The 18,336-nt window shown below is 44.8% G+C and carries 20 protein-coding genes; all 20 read right to left on the reverse strand.

The window, feature by feature from the left end:
- Positions 1-9: 9 nt before the first annotated feature.
- Positions 10-1,194 carry a DUF4221 domain-containing protein gene (locus tag RE317_RS01240; protein ID WP_117870176.1) on the reverse strand — a complete coding sequence of 395 codons (1,185 nt, stop codon included), beginning with the start codon at positions 1,192-1,194 and terminating at the stop codon, positions 10-12.
- A gap of 72 nt (positions 1,195-1,266) precedes the next feature.
- Positions 1,267-1,551 (reverse strand): hypothetical protein, encoded by a 285-nt coding sequence (locus RE317_RS01245; RefSeq protein WP_117677895.1) that lies wholly within the window; start codon positions 1,549-1,551, stop codon positions 1,267-1,269.
- 108 nt (positions 1,552-1,659) lie between these two features.
- The gene (locus tag RE317_RS01250) at positions 1,660-2,040 is read right to left on the reverse strand and encodes a hydroxymyristoyl-ACP dehydratase (protein WP_117677884.1); all 381 of its coding nucleotides are present in this window, start codon (positions 2,038-2,040) and stop codon (positions 1,660-1,662) included.
- Between the two features lies 1 nt (position 2,041).
- Positions 2,042-2,584 carry a hypothetical protein gene (locus RE317_RS01255; protein ID WP_022508325.1) on the reverse strand — a complete coding sequence of 181 codons (543 nt, stop codon included), beginning with the start codon at positions 2,582-2,584 and terminating at the stop codon, positions 2,042-2,044.
- Positions 2,559-3,194, reverse strand: coding sequence for an outer membrane lipoprotein carrier protein LolA (locus RE317_RS01260; protein WP_008781356.1), 636 nt, complete (start codon positions 3,192-3,194; stop codon positions 2,559-2,561). Before RE317_RS01260 ends, RE317_RS01255 begins: the two co-directional genes overlap by 26 nt.
- A 743-nt stretch (positions 3,195-3,937) precedes the next feature.
- Complete coding sequence (locus RE317_RS01265; protein WP_008781357.1) at positions 3,938-4,630, reverse strand: polysaccharide deacetylase family protein; 693 nt, start codon at positions 4,628-4,630, stop codon at positions 3,938-3,940.
- Between the two features lie 50 nt (positions 4,631-4,680).
- A complete protein-coding gene (locus RE317_RS01270) occupies positions 4,681-5,535 on the reverse strand; it encodes a KilA-N domain-containing protein (RefSeq protein ID WP_005850183.1) in 855 nt (284 codons plus the stop codon).
- A 113-nt stretch (positions 5,536-5,648) separates the two neighbouring features.
- Positions 5,649-6,602 (reverse strand): beta-ketoacyl synthase chain length factor, encoded by a 954-nt coding sequence (locus tag RE317_RS01275; protein ID WP_008781358.1) that lies wholly within the window; start codon positions 6,600-6,602, stop codon positions 5,649-5,651.
- A gap of 3 nt (positions 6,603-6,605) precedes the next feature.
- On the reverse strand, positions 6,606-7,796 hold the full coding sequence (locus RE317_RS01280; protein WP_005844334.1) for a beta-ketoacyl synthase: 1,191 nt from the start codon (positions 7,794-7,796) through the stop codon (positions 6,606-6,608).
- The gene (locus RE317_RS01285; RefSeq protein WP_005844336.1) at positions 7,793-8,050 is read right to left on the reverse strand and encodes a phosphopantetheine-binding protein; all 258 of its coding nucleotides are present in this window, start codon (positions 8,048-8,050) and stop codon (positions 7,793-7,795) included. Before RE317_RS01285 ends, RE317_RS01280 begins: the two co-directional genes overlap by 4 nt.
- 5 nt (positions 8,051-8,055) lie before the next feature.
- Positions 8,056-9,786, reverse strand: coding sequence for a beta-ketoacyl synthase N-terminal-like domain-containing protein (locus RE317_RS01290; RefSeq protein ID WP_005844339.1), 1,731 nt, complete (start codon positions 9,784-9,786; stop codon positions 8,056-8,058).
- Entirely contained in the window at positions 9,771-10,214 is a 444-nt protein-coding gene (locus RE317_RS01295; protein ID WP_005850194.1) for a thioesterase family protein, read from the reverse strand. The genes RE317_RS01290 and RE317_RS01295 overlap by 16 nt, the downstream gene beginning before the upstream one ends.
- Positions 10,211-10,648: a hydroxymyristoyl-ACP dehydratase gene (locus tag RE317_RS01300; protein WP_005844343.1), complete on the reverse strand. Its 438-nt coding sequence runs from the start codon at positions 10,646-10,648 to the stop codon at positions 10,211-10,213. Before RE317_RS01300 ends, RE317_RS01295 begins: the two co-directional genes overlap by 4 nt.
- Positions 10,645-11,715: a methyltransferase gene (locus tag RE317_RS01305; RefSeq protein WP_005844345.1), complete on the reverse strand. Its 1,071-nt coding sequence runs from the start codon at positions 11,713-11,715 to the stop codon at positions 10,645-10,647. Before RE317_RS01305 ends, RE317_RS01300 begins: the two co-directional genes overlap by 4 nt.
- A gap of 13 nt (positions 11,716-11,728) precedes the next feature.
- Positions 11,729-12,613, reverse strand: a complete 885-nt coding sequence (locus tag RE317_RS01310; RefSeq protein WP_005844347.1) for an acyltransferase — start codon at positions 12,611-12,613, stop codon at positions 11,729-11,731.
- Positions 12,613-12,864 (reverse strand): acyl carrier protein, encoded by a 252-nt coding sequence (locus tag RE317_RS01315; RefSeq protein ID WP_005844349.1) that lies wholly within the window; start codon positions 12,862-12,864, stop codon positions 12,613-12,615. The genes RE317_RS01310 and RE317_RS01315 overlap by 1 nt, the downstream gene beginning before the upstream one ends.
- 21 nt (positions 12,865-12,885) lie before the next feature.
- Positions 12,886-14,115: a beta-ketoacyl synthase gene (locus RE317_RS01320; RefSeq protein ID WP_005844351.1), complete on the reverse strand. Its 1,230-nt coding sequence runs from the start codon at positions 14,113-14,115 to the stop codon at positions 12,886-12,888.
- A gap of 7 nt (positions 14,116-14,122) precedes the next feature.
- Positions 14,123-14,851, reverse strand: coding sequence for a 3-oxoacyl-ACP reductase FabG (fabG, locus tag RE317_RS01325; RefSeq protein ID WP_005844353.1), 729 nt, complete (start codon positions 14,849-14,851; stop codon positions 14,123-14,125).
- Positions 14,848-16,380, reverse strand: coding sequence for a histidine ammonia-lyase (gene hutH, locus RE317_RS01330; protein ID WP_165859743.1), 1,533 nt, complete (start codon positions 16,378-16,380; stop codon positions 14,848-14,850). Before hutH ends, fabG begins: the two co-directional genes overlap by 4 nt.
- A gap of 226 nt (positions 16,381-16,606) precedes the next feature.
- Positions 16,607-18,088 (reverse strand): cysteine--tRNA ligase, encoded by a 1,482-nt coding sequence (cysS, locus tag RE317_RS01335; RefSeq protein WP_005850206.1) that lies wholly within the window; start codon positions 18,086-18,088, stop codon positions 16,607-16,609.
- Between the last annotated feature and the right edge of the window lie 248 nt (positions 18,089-18,336).

Genomic DNA, 18,336 nt, shown 5'->3' on the forward strand with positions numbered 1-18,336 from the left:
TGGCGTTAATTATTTATTTGGAGATGCATTTTTAATTTTAAAGCAGGTAAACACCAACTTGTTCTCGTCGAATTGCGGATTTTCCAGATTGTTCTCGGATATATACAGTCCTTCCCTTCCCACAAAACTCATTTTATAGAAATATTTCTTTCCGGGGAATTTTGTTTCTCCGATGATTTCAAAATCCGCGTTCAGTACAATGACGGAGAACTCCTTTCCTTTGGGTTCGTCATAGGGGCTTTCGTTGGGAGCCAGTTTGTAAGGCATTTCGGCAAAACGGTAGTACACATTGCGGTATTTGTCATACATGATATGCCAATATCTAGGATTTTCATTGAGTTTTATAATAGCATTAATGCCTTCCATAGAATTACCCAGTTTGGGCTTCATGCTTTTCAGATATCTGCTTTTGGCGTTATACCATCGGATATGTTTCAAGTCATCTGTAACCATCAGGCTGTCATATCCGAAAAATCCACAGACCAAACGGCTCTCTTTGTAGTTGTAATCATAACTAAAACCGTATCCTCCTGCGATATTGTCATATTCCTCTTTAAAGATGGGTGGATAGAAAATAGGAATCCATTTAACTTCTCCTGTTCTCAGATCCTGTGAGGCGAACATATGGGTTCTAGGCCAGTCTTCCTTTTTCATATCGGGTTTTAAAATTTCTTGGCGTAGAAATATGCATGAGTCTTTGATAAAAGCAGGTGCATTGTAGTAACTGCCAAAAGACAAGGGTGTAAATCTGCCTTCAGGAGTTTGGAAATTATAGTTTCGTATTATTTCCCCTTGAGAGTTTATGGAACTGAGCCGACTGATATTATTCTGTGCAACTAATATATATTGAGAATCGGGGGAAGGTCTACTGCCGAATACAGCTGGTAGCCCGTTGGGACCTGTCTTGTGAAGAGGTATCCGTTTGGCTATCTGTTGATTCTCTATATCAAAAATGACAATGTCATATAATGATTTTTGTGTATTCTCAAAGTGAAGGTATTCTTTCCCGTTTTCTTCGAATTGGAACATGGATTTGCTTAAGTAATAGGTCTGTTCGTCTAAAGGGAAAGTCAGCTGTTTTTCTGCTACCAGTTCTACTTCGTTCTGTTTGCCAGCTTCGTTTTTTGGGGAGGACTGGCAAGATACGAGGGTAAATATAGAAAAGAGTGATATAAAAAGGAGTGTTCGATTCATAATATTTTCGGTTTTATGATATTTGTAATTTATGTGACCGGATTTCTAACCGGCCACATAAATTGTTGGTTGTTAATTGGTAGGAGCACCATGATTCCCACCTTCTCCTGAACCTTCACCGGGGGCACCTACCTCTACTCCGGTGCCGCATTTACCATCTTCACTGATACACACTGTGCCTGTAGCAGCCATTTTGCAATTTTCCCATTCAGTTTCGAAAGCACAGTACTTTGGTCCCCCTCGTGGCATTTGCACGGCAGGTGCTCCAAACACTACTTCCTCATTAGAAGAGTGGAGGTTCAAGCTTATTGCAAATGTTGCAATAACAGCCATAATCATTGTGAATTTTGTTTTCATAGGTGTCATATTTATAATTGTCTGAATATAAGATGTTTAATGGGTGTTGACAACTATAAATGGACTTATTGTTCTTGCTATTATGGATATTTAACAGAAGGACTTGCTTCATTGATACTTACTTGCCATCAGTACCGCTTTCAATTTGATAAATTCTTTTCCATTACAAATGCCTTCTGCCTGCAACTTGAAAAGGTGCTCTTCCGTTTTTTCTAATCGGATAAACAGCTGTAGTAGCGGAGTTTCCAGCGGGTTGATGGCAGACAGGAATTTGGAAGAAGCAATCTGTACATACTGCAAAGGTTGGTTGGCGATCTGTTCGGCACTTTCTTTTATTATCTGTAAGGTACAGACGCCCGGAACCACCGGCTGTCCGGGGAAATGACCTTGATAGAGCATATGGCCGGGATTCAGCTCTATCTCTATTGCCTGTTTTCCGTCTTCTCTTTCCTTTATATGAATGATTTTATAAAAGTTCTCCAGCAGCATTTCAAGGGTTGTTTATGTTCAGTTTGTCCAATTGGATTCTTAACCGTAGCAGCGGATGCTTGATTTGTACTTTCTCCGCCTGTCCGTTTACGAAGCCGGACAAGGTGAATACCGTCTTTCCAAATCCTTTGCCACTGATTCTTTGCTCAAAAGTACTACTTTTCTTTTTAATACGTGCTTTTTCACTCTTTAGAAATAGATTTTTGAAATCAGTTTCCAGTATTTTCAGCATCTTTTTCTTCCTCATCGGTTCCATGCAACTGTTCACTATGAAGGTGTCGCAGTGCAGGGAGAAGTCAAAAAGGCTGAGGCCAAAGTAAGTGGATCCCAGGATACGGATTTCGTTATCAGGCATTTGGCGGACAATGAGCATTCCGCTGAAATGATGTTTCATGAAATCCAGTTGCAAGTTGTACTTTTGCGACTGTGCTTCTGCCTGCAGGATGGGAGGCAGTGCCGTAGCTTCCCCTGTCACCCGGTGTGAGCAGGAGAGCAGGATAAACAGCAACAGCAGCCAGCTAGCGTATCGTAAACTTTGCCTCATCTTTCAAAGAATTGAATTTCTTGTCCGAGAATTCGTATTCGGTATAGTTGGTTGCGGTTTCCGATAAACGTAGTTTGTGGACAGACATGTCTTTTTTGTCTAAATAAATTTGAATCTGGTTGATATATGCCTGTATCGCTTTGCTGACGGGCTTGATTTGAATGAGATAGTAATGGGCGTCTTCAAAATATTCCAAAGCATAGCCGGGCGACATGTTGGACAGGTCGCCCACCATGCAGGCGGTAAGCATATCCTGCATTTGGTTCATCATCTTATTGGAGTGAAGGTCCATGATGCTTTTCTTTCCGTCCGATACTATTTTCAGTTGGTTGTTGTTGATCACGATAAGGTAGTTCATGGGCTGTGCGTAGTCCATGCATATCTTATTGCTCTTTTTATAATAGAACTTTCCTTTCGAGGTTATTTTCTCATCGAATACATCCAGATATTTTATCTGAGTGAAATTACTTTCGATGGACTCTATATTTTTAGCCTCTTGCAGCAGACGGGCTTCAAAATCTTTCAGATCAGTAAGTTTCTTCATCTGTTGGGCTTGCATCGGCAGGACTGTACAGAACATCAAGAGCAAAAGTATTTTCATGTAGGTCATACTTTATAGAGGTTTATCCGTTTGTAATGGGAAGCAAAGATAGTATATTTTGAGAAACCATTCATACCTTTATCGCTTATTTACGATTTTTACCTGTTTCTACAATCGTTCACATGGGCAATTATAATGAATAAAAAAGTTATATTTCTGCGTTGCAATATTTTTTTGTTTTATCACGGCATGTTATTGTTAATCAATAATTTATAGTGACGAATCCTCCTGTATCCCCCTCGAAACGGTTTATCCGTTTTCCCTGTCGGAGTCAGTTTGGCAGAAAGCGTCATTATGCAGGATGAAGGTCTGTTGGAATTCTTGTAAGGAGAACGGTAGGATATGATTTTCACTTAGGTGAAGATGGGTTTTCACCTGTGTGAAGAGCTGTTGTCACCAGTGTGAAACCACCGTTTCAAACTGGTGAAGCAACAGTATATATCGGAAGTTTACACACTGACATCCTATTAAGTTGAACGAAAGTACAGCATATCCTGTCAGATTTAATCTGATATCTGCGCTTCTCTTGCAAATAACGGGTGAATGTTCCACTCCATCGCTTACATACCGGTTTGGGGGTATTACAGACTTTTTTACACGGCAAGTTGTTGGTAATGAGTGGAATGAAGTGGCGGAAGAATTTTATGTTTTACGTAAGACGAAGTTATCTTTTTATCGGTTTGATCATGAAGGGTGAACCAGGTCTCGTTTCTGGAACTTGGTGATGTTGCTGTTGAAAATATAGAAGAAATTTATTTTGTCATGTCCTTTATCAGCCTATCTAACGCTACTACCGTATACCCCTCTTTTTCTATAAAGTCCAGAACTTGTACCAGCAGCCTGTCACTATCGGGCATCCGGTCATGTAGCAGAAGGATGGAGCCCGGAACGAGCCGTTTCTTGATGTGTTTGATAATTTTTTCAGGAGTGGGTTGCTGAGTGTCCAGTGTGCGGATGTTCCAACCAATGGGGATGTATCCCAGCCTGCGCACTGCTTTAGCCAGGGTAGGATTGGTCACTCCGAAAGGCGGCCGGAACCATCGGACCGGTTGGCCGGTCACTTTTTCCAATTCTTGCTGGCAGGTAATTAAATCATGGCACATCCGTTTGAAGGTATAGAGAGGAAAATAGCCGGAATGGGAGAAGGAATGATTCCCGATACGATGTCCTTCTTTGATGATTTGCCGGAGCAGTTCTTCATTGCCTTTTATCTTGTTTCCGATGCAAAAAAAGCAGGCCGGTATGTGTTTTTCTCTTAACACTTTCAGCACTTTGGGGGTCTGTATCGGATCGGGCCCGTCATCAAAAGTGATGGCTATGATTTTCTCTTCGGTTTTCTTGCAACAGAAGACACGCATGTAAATACAGGCACGGATGCTGTAAGAAGCGTAAAAGAAATAGGCCATGACGCTTACTATGATGACTACAGAAACTAGGATGTGCATTGCTTGATTAAGATGATTGAGTGATACTTTAATAAATGATCTTGTAGAGATTATTCTAATTGTTTGTCATTATCTGTCAGTATTCTGAACTTTTTTTCGGTATCAATCGTATTCAAGTGTGCTAATTGCTCTTTGGCCATCTGCCGAAGATGAGTAAACCTTTTAGACTTGTCCACCTTACGCTTGATTAACTCTGCATTGAAGGATTCCATATTCGATAATACGACTAATTCATTTATGCTTGCTACATCTCTGATATTGATATTCTTATCTGCGTATTGTGGATTTGCTTCACGCCATTGTCTTGCGGTACATCCCCATAATGCGAGATTTAACAAATCAGCTTCATCGGCATAAACAAGTTTTTGATTGAAATCTTCTACTTTAGGTATAATAAAGTCTTTGATTGCATCCGTATGTATGGAATAATTTACTTTACTAAGTATTCTTTTTACGTTCCATTCACTTAATAAAGGGTGTGATTCTGCTTCTTTAAGTCTTTGGTATTCTTTGATGAGATATAGTTTAAATTCAGGGCTGAGCCAAGTCCCGAATTCAAAAGCTATGTCTTTATGGGCAAAAGTTCCCCCATATCGCCCGGGCTTGGATATAATCCCTATTGCTTTAGTTTTTTCTATCCATTGTTTGGGGGTTAGGGTGAAACTGTTTGTTCCACTCTCCATTTTAAAAGCATCGAATTCGATGCCTTTAAAATTTGGATTATTTAGTTTTTCCCATAACCCTAGAAAATCAATCGTACTACGTAGACGCATCCAGTTTTGTATAATGTAGTTAGTACGTTCTCTGTCTTTGAAATGTGCCATGTCTGTCAGGCAGATATAATCATTATTATCAGGTCTTACAGATATGGATATATCAATATTCGTAACAGTTATTTTCTTCATTATTTCTACCACTTTTATTTTATGAGGGATAAAGTTAAGCATTATTCCTGTTTTCAGTATCTTAAAAGCATCTTTTTAATAGGCCATGACGCTTACTATGATGACTACAGAAACTAGGATGTGCATCGCTTGATTAAGATGATTGAGTGATTGATACCTTGATATTGGTTATAAATCAATGCGTAACGGGATGAAGCTTCTTCTTTCAAGGCTTTTGCCGCCATCCAGAGAGCATAGGATGAAGCAGTCTGATATTCTCCGCATTGTTCTTTAAAACTGCTATGCAGGGCATGAGGGAACAGACTGTGTTCCAGATCCGTATAAACGGCATCTGTTGCTTCCTGCCCGTTCTTGCCACTGATAAACCAGTCAATGTCTTCGGGTGCAAGCCCGTGAGATTTTAGAAAATGATGCATCCTGTTACTGATTTCCGGAGCACTCATCCGGGTGATAAAAGTATCTACCCCTTTCAGTTCGGCAAAAGTCTGTTCCTCTTTTTGTGCGCTTAACAGGAAAAATTGTGCTCCCTCACCGGCTGTCGTTCCTTTCAACAGTCCTAAACGCTGCTGAATGATATGGCTGGTAGGGGTTATTTCATCCATAGCACCTGCCAGTACATGCTGTTTGCCTTCGGCAATGCTTATGATGCCATCTATCAGAGCACTTTCAAAACTTAAACCACGGTGTACATACGTAACATTATAAGCATGTATTTTGAGTAGCAAAGCTAGCTGTGCACCCACCGTATTAAAGGTGGACTGAATGAAAGCGGTGGGATTGAGCATCTGTTCCCGGTTGTCCATCAAGGCGTTCATAAACTTTTCCGTATCGGCCAGACAACCCAGTCCTGTAGCGGTGATAATGGCATCTACCTTTTCCGACGGGATATCTTTCAGACATTCCAGTCCGCAGGCTACTCCCATCTTGATCATGCGGCTCATGCGCCTCCGCAGATTGGCGTTGGTGATCATTTCTTTATAATCAGGTTCCTGTGCGGAGAAATAAGGCTTTTCATTTCTGCTTTCCGCATGGATAGAGGCGATACGGTTGATATATACTGGGCACATACGCTATTGGGTTAGAGTGGAAAATACGAGAGATGAGTTGTTGCCGCCGAATCCGAAGGAGTTGGATAATACATGCCGTATGGGAAGTCCCGACCGGAAAACCGTTTCAGGAATGAGGCCGCTTTCTTCATCGGACAGATGGAAGTTCAGATTAGGGTAAATCAGTCCGTGACGGATGGAGAGTACGGAATATACGGCTTCTATTCCTTCCGAGGCTCCCAGGGTGTGCCCGATGAAAGCCTTGACCGAACTGAAAGGAGGAATACGGGTATCGAAGATACGCCGGATGGCTTTCCCTTCGGAAGCGTCGTTGCTGGGAGTGCCTGTACCATGTACATTGATATAGTCTATGGCTCCGGCTGTCAGCCCGGCAGAGGCTATGGCCTGACTCATGGAAAGGAAAGGCCCGTCTCCGTCGGGGGAACTTCCTGTCTGGTGGTAGGCTTCATTGGCATTGGCGTAACCGCTGAGTTCGCAATAAGGAGCTTTAGTAAGGGATTTATCAGATTGAAGAACAAGGTATCCGGCTCCTTCTCCCAGGTTTAGTCCGGCACGTGTGCGGTCGAAAGGACGGCAGTGCTCTTTGTCCAGTATCATCAATGAATTGAAACCGTTGAGCGTGAAACGGCATAAGGCATCCGTTCCGCCTACAAGGACAGCGTCCAGCAGACCATGCCGGATGAGGCGTGCCCCTAACATAATGGCATTTGCGGCGGAAGAACAGGCGGTGCTGAGGGTGGTCACCGTTCCTTTCACTCCCAAATAAGCGGCTATCATTTCGGTACTGGACCCACAGTCATGGGAGATAATGTCACGTAATCTCCCTTTTCGGTTATCTTCCCGGAAAGAGGCATAAAACCGCTCGCTTGCATCCATTCCTCCGATGGAAGTGGAAGAAATGAGCCCGATACGGGGAGAAGTGAAATCGAGTTCCGCATCACGGGCCGCTCCTTGGGCTGCCCACAAGCCCAGCAAGGCTGTACGTGAATACGTCTTGCCGGATGGAAGGGACAGGAGTTTCTTTAATTCTTCATTGCTCTGTTTTACTTCGGACACGGGTACGTCAAGTGCGGTGGGGAAAAGGGTGATTTTCCCCATACCGTGTTTCCCGGCTTTTAAGGAATCCAGGTTTTCTTCCACTCCTTTCCCTATGCCCGAAATCACTCCCAGACCGGTGACATAGATCTTCCTCATTTCTGATGGGCGGTGATGTAGTCTGCCAGGGTACGTACCGAATAGAATATTTCCTTGCCTTTGGCAGGATTCTCTATCTTGATTCCATAATTCCTTTCCAGAATCAGGATAATCTCTAATGCGTCAATCGAGTCAAGGCCCAGACCGTCATCTCCGAATAAAGGTGCTTCACTGTCAATGTCCTCCGGAGTGATTTCTTCCAGATTCAATGCTTCTATTAATTCAACTTTCAGTTTATCAATCAATTCTTCCATATTCTTTATTGTTTTTCAATCAGTTTAAATACTGCTTTATAGGTGTTCTTCCATAATTCACACCACCCGATGATACAATAGTTCAGTTTCCCTTTTTGCATGACTATACGTGCGTATCTTTCCAGTTTTTCCGGCTGATAGGCTTCAGTGATGAAAAAGGTGTTTTCCCCTTGTATCTTGTGGCGGATGCAAATCTCGCCGGACACTACATTGGGTAGTGTGTAAACAAATACAGCCGGACTGGCTGCCTGGTCTCCTTCCCGGTCTATCAGTTGCTGGTGTCTGATGTCCGTATGCAGAGAGGAAGCGGCATTGGCAAGTAACATCCCCATTTCCAGTGGAGCGAATGTCTTACCTTCCAGCAAGTATTCGGCGGCCACATATCCCAATTTGCAAAGGTCATCCATTTTATAGAATTTCAGGTTGTTTCCGCCTGTTTTTTTATAGGTATCACGTATAAATGTGCCGAAATCCGGTTCTTCGGAATGAAAAATAAGTTCGTTGTTTATGAAGACAGAACTGTTTTCAATACGAACCTCCCGTGTACATCGGATTTCGGGCAAGGTGTTGTCCTCATCTTTGAACGGAGTATATTCCGGTAAAGATAAGACAATGGCTGCGTTGCATCCGCCGAATCCCGAAGCGGTTTTTACGCAATGTTTCATCGGGATGCTCCGGTGGGTGGCATAGACCGGTATCGGCATAGGAACTCCCGGCGTTTCGTAACCCGGAGTGCCGAACAGGATGCCTTGTTTCAGTTCGTGCATACAGACAATGCTTTCAATGATTCCCGATGCTCCCAAGGTATGGCCGAAATAGGGCTTCAAACTATGGACGGGCACTTGTTCCAGATGAGCCAGTGTGAGGGCTTTGGATTCCATTTCGTCATTGTATACGGTAGCAGTGCCGTGAGCATTCACAAAACTGATATCCTGAGGGGCTGTCCCTGCTTCCTGCATGGCTTGGCGGATGGCGAAATAGAGTCCGTCTCCCGTGCGGGAAGGACCGGAGATGTGGTTGGCATCGTTACTGACGGCTCCTCCCGAAAGGATAACATGTTCTTCTGTTCCTTCTGAACTGAGCAATACGGCTCCGCAGGCCTCTCCCAAGTTCAATCCGTCACGGCTGCTGTCATACGGACGGCATGGGCGGGAGCTGAGAGACCGGAAAGACCCGAAACCGCTGGTGATGAAATGAGAGAGAAGGTCACCTCCCGCTACGATTACCCGGCGGTAGATACCGTTCTCTATCATGCGTTTTCCTGCTATGAGGGCTGACACTCCTGAAATGCAGGCATTGGAAATGACATGCACCCGTTCCTCGGCATGGAAATAACCGGCAATGTTTTCTGCCATTTTCCAAAGAAAGACCGCTTCATCGGGATGTTCCGTATGACGGGCCAGTAAATCGATGTTCCCTTTGGTGGTGGAGAGGATGAGTCCGCAGGTTTTGTCTTCCAAAGTTTGTCCGGACTGACGGATGAGTTCGTTGATAGTCAGTATGAACAGTTGTTCCATCCGGGGATAGCCACTTACTCCTATGGCTTCCGCCTGTTGTTGCAATCTCTCTTGCGAGAGAGTGGCTGCCAATAGGGGAGTGTCCGCAATCCGTTTGTCCGTCTGCAGGGTGATACCGCTGTGATAGCTCCGGATGGCTTCCAGATTTTCCTGTGTGCCGAAACCCAGCGCGCTGATCAGGGTATCATGGGTGATATAGGTAGTCAGATGATGTTCCATTTCTTTTTCCACTCTATGTAAAAGGCAGGATTAACCAGTTCCAGTTCTCTATTTGTATTCAGGAATACCTGTGTAGTGGTTCCTGTTGCCACAATGTTTTGGTCCGATGCCCGGTAGATGGTGTATTCAAAAAGAATTTTGGCGGCATCACTGTGGATAAACCGTGTCTCGACAATCGCTTCCTCGCCAAAAGACAGCGGTTGTTTGAACTGGCAGGTCAGGTCTACGATAGGAACTACATATCCTTCCCGGTAGATGCTCATATAGTCCAGACCGTATCGCTTTCCGAAAGCTTCGCGTCCGTCTTCGAAATAACGCACATATTCTCCATGCCATACTATCTGCATGGAATCTATCTCACTGAAGCGGACTTTGATGGTGGTCCGGTCCGTCAGTGCCGCCTGATGTGGACTTGTTTTTCGTTTCATTCTTTCTTCAGATATATTTTCATCCGGCATTCGGCCAGCAATTCATCGTTTTCTTTTACCTCGGCGGTAATCAGGGTGATATCAAATACTTCCTGAACGATGGTTATACCGGTATATAGTTCTGCTCCGGCAGAAGGAAGACGGAATAGTTTCATCTTTTCTACCGAACCGATAAAACCTAATGGTACAGGTTCTTTCCGCAGCATATAGATATAACCTACACGTGCCGCCGCCGACTGGGCGATGTGCTCTATGATTCCCGTTTCCTGTAATACACCGTCCCGGCAGAACAGGTTGTCGGTAGTGACGGTCAGCCCTGACCAGGATGTATTTTCTTCTATCCCATAGAAGCGGTCTATCATTACCATGGGCGGGCGTTGGGGAATCAGCCGGAACAGCTCTTCTCCCTGACAGATGATTTCTTTGCTGCTCATTTCAGTCTGCATTGCAGGATACTGTGTCCCAGTCCTATGTTATCTTGAATTTCTTCCACTTCCAATCCGGCATTTTCAATGCAGCGGATCAGGTCATCCGAATGGAACATCTTACTGTTGCCGTTGGCCATTGCTGTAAAGTAGAGGCTGATTTGTGTCAGGCAATAAGATGCTGTTTCATACCGTTGGCGATCCCATAATGTTTCCATAATATAGACTTTGCTGTCTTTGCCGATGGATTGTGCCACACGGGTCAGGATGCTGATGACTTCTTCTTCCGAGAAGCAGTCCAGAAACTGGCTCATCCATACAGCGTCAAAACCCGTGGGAAAGGGCACGTCCCGATCCAGCAGATTGGCGCCGTGACCGTGTATGCGTTCACTACCGGACAAACCGGCCGTTTGCTTTCTCATCATTTCCAGTTGTTGAGGCAGGTCCACGATGGTTACTTCCACTTCCTTATTATATTGTACGCATTGTGTGGCCCATCTGCCGGTATTCCCGCCAATATCGAGCAAGCGTTTCGGGTGATGGCTGAACACGATTTCCAACGCTTTGCCGAATGACTGGTCCGAATAGAAATGATCAAAGCCGAACCAGCTTTTCTGTACCTGTTCCGGCAATTGGGACAGACCTTCGTAAATGGTAGGCCATTCTCCGAATACTTTCAATCCTTCCGGACGCCCGTTTAAAAGAGCTTCTTCCAAATGGAACAAGCCTTGATAGTTCACATCGTGATTGAATTCCATATTGACACGAGCCATTTTATCGTTCAGCAGAAACCAGCCTGCCTTGGCCAGTACATAACGGTCTTCTTCCAACAGGATGGTTCCGATGGTCAGCGATGCTTCCAGTAATACTTGTGCCGCATAGCGTGTCAGTCCGGTCTGCCCGCTGATTTCTTGCAGCGTATATCCTTCCCGTTTGCCGGACAATAATTGGAAAATTCCGAATTTCAACATCAGGCGCGATACTTGGAATACCACAGGACCGAAAGCTATCTCTTGTGCCAGTCTTTGCGCTTCGGCAGCCGTACATTGTTCTTTTGTATATCTTTTATGCATCATACCAGATTTATTTTTATGTCCAGAACGGGTAGTAATTGAACCATTGTTCCGGATACTGCCGGACAATCTTTTCCAGCGTTTGTGTATATTGCTCCAATAATGCCTGTTCGGCCCGTTTCTCTTTCGTCCGTACTACTGTCTCGGCTATAAAGAAATGGAAACGATACGTTCTTTGGGCTTCACGCATGGCAAAATAGAATACGACGGGTACTTTTAACTTCGAAGCCAGCAGGAAAGGGCCCATCGGAAATTTGGCTTCTTTTCCCATGAAAGAAGTCGTGAGTAATTTCTCTTTATTCAGATAGCGGTCTCCCTGAAAGCAGACATACTCCCGGCGGTCCAGCGCTTCCGTGATGCGGAATACATGTGTCAGGCTGTCTTCATTCACCGGAATTATTTTGTAGTCTCGCGTAGAGGCGTTCTTTTCCAAAATCTCCTTTATCCGTTCGTGTTCGGCGTCAAACATGACGATATTGATCTTTTTGCCATATTCATCGAAGAAAGGAGCGCCTATTTCCCAGTTGCCCACATGGGCGCCAATCATAATTACTCCGGTGTTTCCGTTTAGTACGTCTAAAAATGCCTGATAGTTCTCAAACTTGAAATGATACTTGCCGGTCATTCCGTTGCCGATGGCCACTTTGTCAATCAATATTTGTCCCAGCCGGTAATAGTTTTTCAGGAGCAGTGCGACGGATTTCAGCCGTCCGTATTTCAGCCTGTTCCGTGCGTAACTCCAAGTATTGCCCGTTGCTTTCGGTGCGAAAGGTATGAAGTAGAGGACGACCAATGCCAGGAAGCCGTAGGCCGCAGTTATCCCCAGACAGCGGATCATGTAGATAAAGAACATGTATCCGAATATGCCTCCTCTTGTCTTACCTTTCCATGTTTCGGACATCAGTCTTCTTTTTGCATATGTGAAATTACCAGATTATAGAAATCCTGGAAGGTTTTGATACCGGCAAAATCTTTGGCTGTAACGGTGAAACCGAAATTCTTGTCAATCAGTACTACCATATCCACCAGGTCAAGGCTATCCAATTCCAAGGTTTGCATCAAAGGTGCGTCCGGTTGGATCTGTTCTACATCAATCTCAAATTCTTCGGCCAGGGTGGTTCTGATCTTTTCGATGATTTCTTCGTTGGTCATAAATTTATATATTGGTTTGAATTAATTGTTTTCTTTAAATTTACGGATAATCAGTGAGGAATTGGTTCCTCCGAATCCGAATGAGTTGGACAAGAAGGTGTCAAATTCCGTTTCTATCCTCCGGGAGGGGATGTTCAGCAGAGCAGAGGCTTCATCGGGTTCTTCAAAATTGAGATTAGGAGCGATAAATCCGTTATTCATCATCAAGATGGAATAAATGACTTCACTGGCGCCTGCCATCCACATCTCATGTCCGGTTTGTGACTTGGTGGATGTGACATAGGGCCGATGGTTTCCGAACACTTCCGCTATGGCTTTTGCCTCATTCAAATCTCCCACGGGGGTGGAAGTGGCGTGTGCATTGATATATTGGATTTCTTCCAAGGGAATGCCCGCATCGTTGATTGCCATCTGTAAAGAGCGTCTGGGACCGTCCACATTCGGTACGGAAATATGATCTCCGTTTGATGAGAAACCGTATCCTATGACTTCTGCCAGAATAGTAGCTCCGCGCCTTACGGCTGATTCATAACTTTCGAGTACCAGGCTGGCGCCTCCTCCGCTGGGTACCAAACCGTCCCGTCCCTTGTCAAAGGGGCGCGATGCCTTTTCCGGTTCGTCCTCACGGGTGGAGAACGCGCCCAATCCGTCGAAACTACCCACGGAGTAAGGATTTACCTCTTGTGCTCCTCCGCACAGAATGCAGTCCTGAAGTCCTGATTTGATGAGCATATACGCCATGCCGATGGCGTGTGAACCGCTGGCACAAGCTCCCGATATGGTAAAATTAATTCCCTTCAAATGGAAAATAACCGAAAGGTTCATGGTAATCGTAGAGTTCATGGACTGGAAGATAGAACCGGAGCCTACCATAGCCGTATTCTTCTTGGCACGAATGACATCAATGGCCTCGATTACCGGAGCGGCGCTACTGTCATTTCCATACAATATGCCTACTTCATGATCCAATAAAAACTCCTCGTCTATTTGTGCCTGACGGAATGCCTCCAAGGTAGCCATATAGGCATATTCTCCCTGTTCGGCGAGGCTATGCCGCTTTTTGCGGTCCAATAACTTCTTTAAATCAGGACGTTCGACAAGTCCTGTCAATGCGGAAAAATACCCCATCTCTTTACGTGCCGGATCGATGCCGATGCCTGAACGCCCTTGGAACAAAGAGTCTTTCACCTCATCTTGGTTCTTGCCTATGCACGAATAAATACCCATGCCTGTAATCACTACTCTTCTCATCTTCTGCTTATGTATAGATTCCTCCATTGATGGAAATTACCTCTCCGGTGATATAGGAGGCTTGTTCCGATGCCAGGAAGCCTACCAGTGCGGCTACTTCTCCGGGTTCGCCGAACCGTCCTGCCGGTATCTGTTTTTTCCATTCATTTTCATCAATGCCGTTGGTCATATCCGTGCGGATAAATCCCGGTGCTACGGCGTTCACCGTCACGTGTTTTCTGGCCACTTCCTGTGCCAGTGCTTTGGTGGCGGCTATCATTCCGCCTTTGGCTGCCGAATAGTTGGTTTGTCCCGGCATTCCTTTGATACCCGACAGGGAAACGATGTTGATGATACGTCCGAATCGCTTTACCAGCATATTTTTCAGCAAGGGTTGGGTGACGTTAAAGAAACCGTTCAGGCTGATATCCAACACCCGGCTCCATTCATCCTGTTCCATCCACAGCATCAGGTTGTCACGGCGTATACCGGCATTGTTCACCAGTACCTCAATGTAGGTATCGGGATGCTTCTCCATCCAGCCGTTCAGTGCGGCGTGTGTGGCTACTGCGTCTGTCACGTCAAATTTCATCAGTTCGCCGTCCGAGCCTTGTTCCCGTATCTGTTGCAGGGTGGCTTCGGCTTCCGTATCGTTGCTTTGGTAGTTTATCAGTATATGATATCCCATTTCGGCCAGTTTCAGACATACAGCCTGTCCGATGCCCCGGCTTCCTCCTGTTACTAGTGCGTATTTCATTTTTCTTGCAACCTCCCTTTTTTAAGATATACCATCATTCTTTCTATCTCTTTATATTTAGGCGTATCTTCCCGGAACACAGGAAAAAATGCTCGTATCTCTTTATATACTTGTTGTGACCGGGGGCTTAGCCGACCGGCTATTTCCAAACAGTCTACAGCTTGTACAATACCCATCATCAGGATAGCCATCACCTGATAAGCATTTTCTATGACTGTTTTTGCCAGCAGTGCGGAATTGGTTCCCATGCTTACAATATCCTGATTGTCATTGTTGTTGGGGATGCTATGTACATACATCGGATTGGACAAAGTCTGGCACTCCGCTGTGGTAGAAGTCGCGGTAAATTGTGACGCCTGCAAACCATAGTTCAATCCCAGCACTCCCATATTGACAAAGGGGGGCAGAATGCCGTTGATGCGGTCGTGAAACAAGTAATTGATCTGCCGTTCGGCAAGCATGGCCAGTTTGGTGACCGCTATTTTCAGTTTATCCATTTCAAAAGAAACGTAATCTCCGTGAAAATTACCGCCATGATACACGTTTTGCGTGTCGGGGTCCACTATCGGGTTGTCACAGGCTGAATTTATTTCGTTTATCAATACTTTTTCGGCATTGAGCAATTCATCATAAACCGGTCCTAGAATCTGTGGGATGCAGCGCAACGAATAATAGGGTTGAACCTTATGGGTGAAGATTTTCTCTTCGTGTTTTCCGTTGTAAAGTTCATTCTCTCTTTTGCGTACACATTGGCTGCCTTCCACCCATTGGCGCATCATGCGGGCTATCTCTTGCTGTCCTTCATGCCGTTTGGCTTCGTTCAGCGGTTCAGACATGAAATCATCGTACGAGGCGGCAATTTCATTCATCATGACCGATGCGCCTACTGCCCAATGCATCAGTTGGCGGGCATAAATCAGGTTGACAATGCCTATACCTGTCATTACCGAAGTGCCGTTGGTCACTGAAAGCCCTTCGCGGATATGCATTTTGAAGGGTTGCAATCCGTTTTCCGCCAAAACGGATGCCGTATCTCTTTTCTTGCCTTGGTAAAAGACCTCTCCTTCTCCAATCAGGGTGAGGGCGATATGGGCAAGCTGTACCAAATCGCCACTGGCCCCTACACTGCCGTGTTCGGGTACGTATGGAGTAATCCCCCGGTTGATAAACTCGGTAATGAGCAATGCCAGTTCTTTATGTATGCCGGATTTTCCTTGCAGAAAAGTATAGAGACGCGCTATCATGGCAGCTTTGACATAGAGTTCCGGAAGGGGGTGCCCTGCTCCGGTGGCATGGCTGCGGATGATATTATACTGTAATTGTGACAAGGATTCATCTTCAATACGGTATTGGGCCATCGGTCCAAAGCCGGTATTGATGCCATAGATGATCTTGTCGTTGGAGAATGTTTTCAGAAAATGGAAACTCTCTTCCAATTTTTGCATACATTGGTCGGAGAGTGTCAGTGGCTCTTCTTCAAACAAAATCTTATACAGGGACGCTAAAGTTATCTTATTCTCAGCTAGCATTGGATTGGTGTGATAAGCAGTTTTGTATAATTTCCGCAAAAATAGTTATTTAAAAATAAGTATTACCATCCGAAGGGAGATTTTTCAGTTTTGATGGTTATCTGAAAGGTTCACCACAGATTATACAAATAAACGCAGATGCTTCTTAAATCATTGATTGTCAGGTGGGTAATCTGTGTGAATCTGTATAGTCTGTGGTGAAAAATATAGTGTCGCTCTATGTATCCTATTTATTCAGTTTCCATGTGAAACCGTCTTTGGTATCTTTCACTTCAAAGCCAAGAGCGGCCAGCTCATCACGGATTTTATCGCTTGTAGCCCAGTCTTTATTGGCTTTGGCTTTCATACGTTGTTCCAGCAGCATATCTACTACTTTGCCGTATGCCTCTTCACGTGCCTCGTTATTGGCGGCTTCTTCTTTCAGACCCAGGATTTCGTACATAAAGAGATGGAACATACTTTTCAGTTCTTCCAGATCTTCTGCGGAAATAGTGGCTTTCTTGTCCAGAACCGTATTAATCATACGGGCGCCGTCAAACAGATGGGCAATGACAATCGGTGAGTTCAAGTCATCATTCATGGCTGTATAACACTTTTCACGCAAGTCTTTTACCCCCTCTATGCCGGTGGTTTGTGTTGCCGGAGTGATGCGTTCAAGACCTTTCACAGCTTCTGTCAGCCGTTCCAATCCTTTTTCGGCTGCTTGTAATGCTTCGTTACTGAAGTCCACTGTACTGCGGTAATGTGCCTGAAGGATGAAGAAACGGATGGTCATGGGGCTGTAGGCTTGGGTCAGTAACTTGTGGGTACCGTGGAAGAACTCATCCAAGTTAATGAAGTTGCCGTATGATTTTCCCATCTTCTGTCCATTAATGGTAATCATGTTGTTGTGCATCCAATAGTGAACCATGTCATCTCCTTGTGAAGCCACGCTTTGTGCGATTTCACATTCGTGGTGTGGGAAAATTAAGTCCATTCCCCCTCCATGAATATCGAAATGCTCGCCCAGGTATTTCTTACCCATTGCGGTACATTCACAATGCCAACCGGGGAATCCGTTACTCCACGGGCTGGGCCAGCGCATGATATGTTCGGGTTGTGCACATTTCCACAGGGCGAAATCGGCAGGATTGCGCTTCTCGCTTTGACCGTCCAGCTCGCGGGTGGTGTTCAGCACATCGTCCAGGTTGCGGCCGGACAGTTTGCCGTAATGATGGTCTTTGTTGTATTTTGCTACATCGAAATAAACGGAACCTTCACTTTCATAAGCATAGCCGTTTTTCAGAATTTCTTCTACCAGTTCTATCTGTTCAATGATATGGCCTGATGCATGTGGCTCGATACTGGGTGGAAGTACATTCAAGGCTTCCATTGCCTTGTGGTAGCGATTGAGGTAATATTGCACTACTTCCATGGGTTCCAGTTGCTCCAGACGGGCCTTTTTGGCGATTTTATCTTCGCCTTCGTCTGCATCGTGTTCCAGATGACCGACATCGGTAATGTTACGGACATAACGTACCTTGTATCCCAGATGGGTAAGATAACGGAACAGGATATCGAACGTGATGGCGGGGCGTGCGTGTCCTAAATGGGCATCGCCATATACGGTAGGACCGCATACATACATACCTACATGAGGGGCATGCAAGGGAACGAAAAGTTCCTTTTGACGGCTTAATGTATTGTAAATGGTTAGTTTATTTTCCATAATTCATTCTATTAGAATTGCAAAGTTATAAATTAAAGTGTGTATTTGGCTAATAATTAACAAAAAATCTGATGCTGATGTCCTCTGCTTGTCTACAAATGGTGTTTGTTGGTTTAAAGGATAGAGATTTATGGTAATAAATAAAAGTAGGTTGTCTTTGAATGTAAAAGAACAGAATGATGATTTTTTGTATGGAGATTAGGGAACCTAACTCTTTTTCCTTTTCATGAAATAGGTTTCTCTTGTTT

Source organism: Phocaeicola sp. GP0067 (genome assembly GCF_031119655.1).
Lineage (GTDB): Bacteria > Bacteroidota > Bacteroidia > Bacteroidales > Bacteroidaceae > Phocaeicola > Phocaeicola vulgatus.

Coding starts and splice junctions, on each gene's coding strand:
- RE317_RS01295 (WP_005850194.1), bottom strand. CDS start 10,214: ATGAAACGAAAAACAAGTCCACATCAGGCGGCACTGACGGACCGGACC.
- RE317_RS01265 (WP_008781357.1), bottom strand. CDS start 4,630: ATGCACATCCTAGTTTCTGTAGTCATCATAGTAAGCGTCATGGCCTAT.
- RE317_RS01270 (WP_005850183.1), bottom strand. CDS start 5,535: ATGAAGAAAATAACTGTTACGAATATTGATATATCCATATCTGTAAGA.
- RE317_RS01275 (WP_008781358.1), bottom strand. CDS start 6,602: ATGTGCCCAGTATATATCAACCGTATCGCCTCTATCCATGCGGAAAGC.
- RE317_RS01245 (WP_117677895.1), bottom strand. CDS start 1,551: ATGAAAACAAAATTCACAATGATTATGGCTGTTATTGCAACATTTGCA.
- cysS (WP_005850206.1), bottom strand. CDS start 18,088: ATGGAAAATAAACTAACCATTTACAATACATTAAGCCGTCAAAAGGAA.
- RE317_RS01250 (WP_117677884.1), bottom strand. CDS start 2,040: ATGCTGCTGGAGAACTTTTATAAAATCATTCATATAAAGGAAAGAGAA.
- RE317_RS01310 (WP_005844347.1), bottom strand. CDS start 12,613: ATGTCCGAAACATGGAAAGGTAAGACAAGAGGAGGCATATTCGGATAC.
- fabG (WP_005844353.1), bottom strand. CDS start 14,851: ATGAAATACGCACTAGTAACAGGAGGAAGCCGGGGCATCGGACAGGCT.
- RE317_RS01315 (WP_005844349.1), bottom strand. CDS start 12,864: ATGACCAACGAAGAAATCATCGAAAAGATCAGAACCACCCTGGCCGAA.
- RE317_RS01280 (WP_005844334.1), bottom strand. CDS start 7,796: ATGAGGAAGATCTATGTCACCGGTCTGGGAGTGATTTCGGGCATAGGG.
- RE317_RS01240 (WP_117870176.1), bottom strand. CDS start 1,194: ATGAATCGAACACTCCTTTTTATATCACTCTTTTCTATATTTACCCTC.
- hutH (WP_165859743.1), bottom strand. CDS start 16,380: ATGCTAGCTGAGAATAAGATAACTTTAGCGTCCCTGTATAAGATTTTG.
- RE317_RS01290 (WP_005844339.1), bottom strand. CDS start 9,786: ATGGAACATCATCTGACTACCTATATCACCCATGATACCCTGATCAGC.
- RE317_RS01260 (WP_008781356.1), bottom strand. CDS start 3,194: ATGACCTACATGAAAATACTTTTGCTCTTGATGTTCTGTACAGTCCTG.
- RE317_RS01320 (WP_005844351.1), bottom strand. CDS start 14,115: ATGAGAAGAGTAGTGATTACAGGCATGGGTATTTATTCGTGCATAGGC.
- RE317_RS01255 (WP_022508325.1), bottom strand. CDS start 2,584: ATGAGGCAAAGTTTACGATACGCTAGCTGGCTGCTGTTGCTGTTTATC.
- RE317_RS01285 (WP_005844336.1), bottom strand. CDS start 8,050: ATGGAAGAATTGATTGATAAACTGAAAGTTGAATTAATAGAAGCATTG.
- RE317_RS01300 (WP_005844343.1), bottom strand. CDS start 10,648: ATGAGCAGCAAAGAAATCATCTGTCAGGGAGAAGAGCTGTTCCGGCTG.
- RE317_RS01305 (WP_005844345.1), bottom strand. CDS start 11,715: ATGATGCATAAAAGATATACAAAAGAACAATGTACGGCTGCCGAAGCG.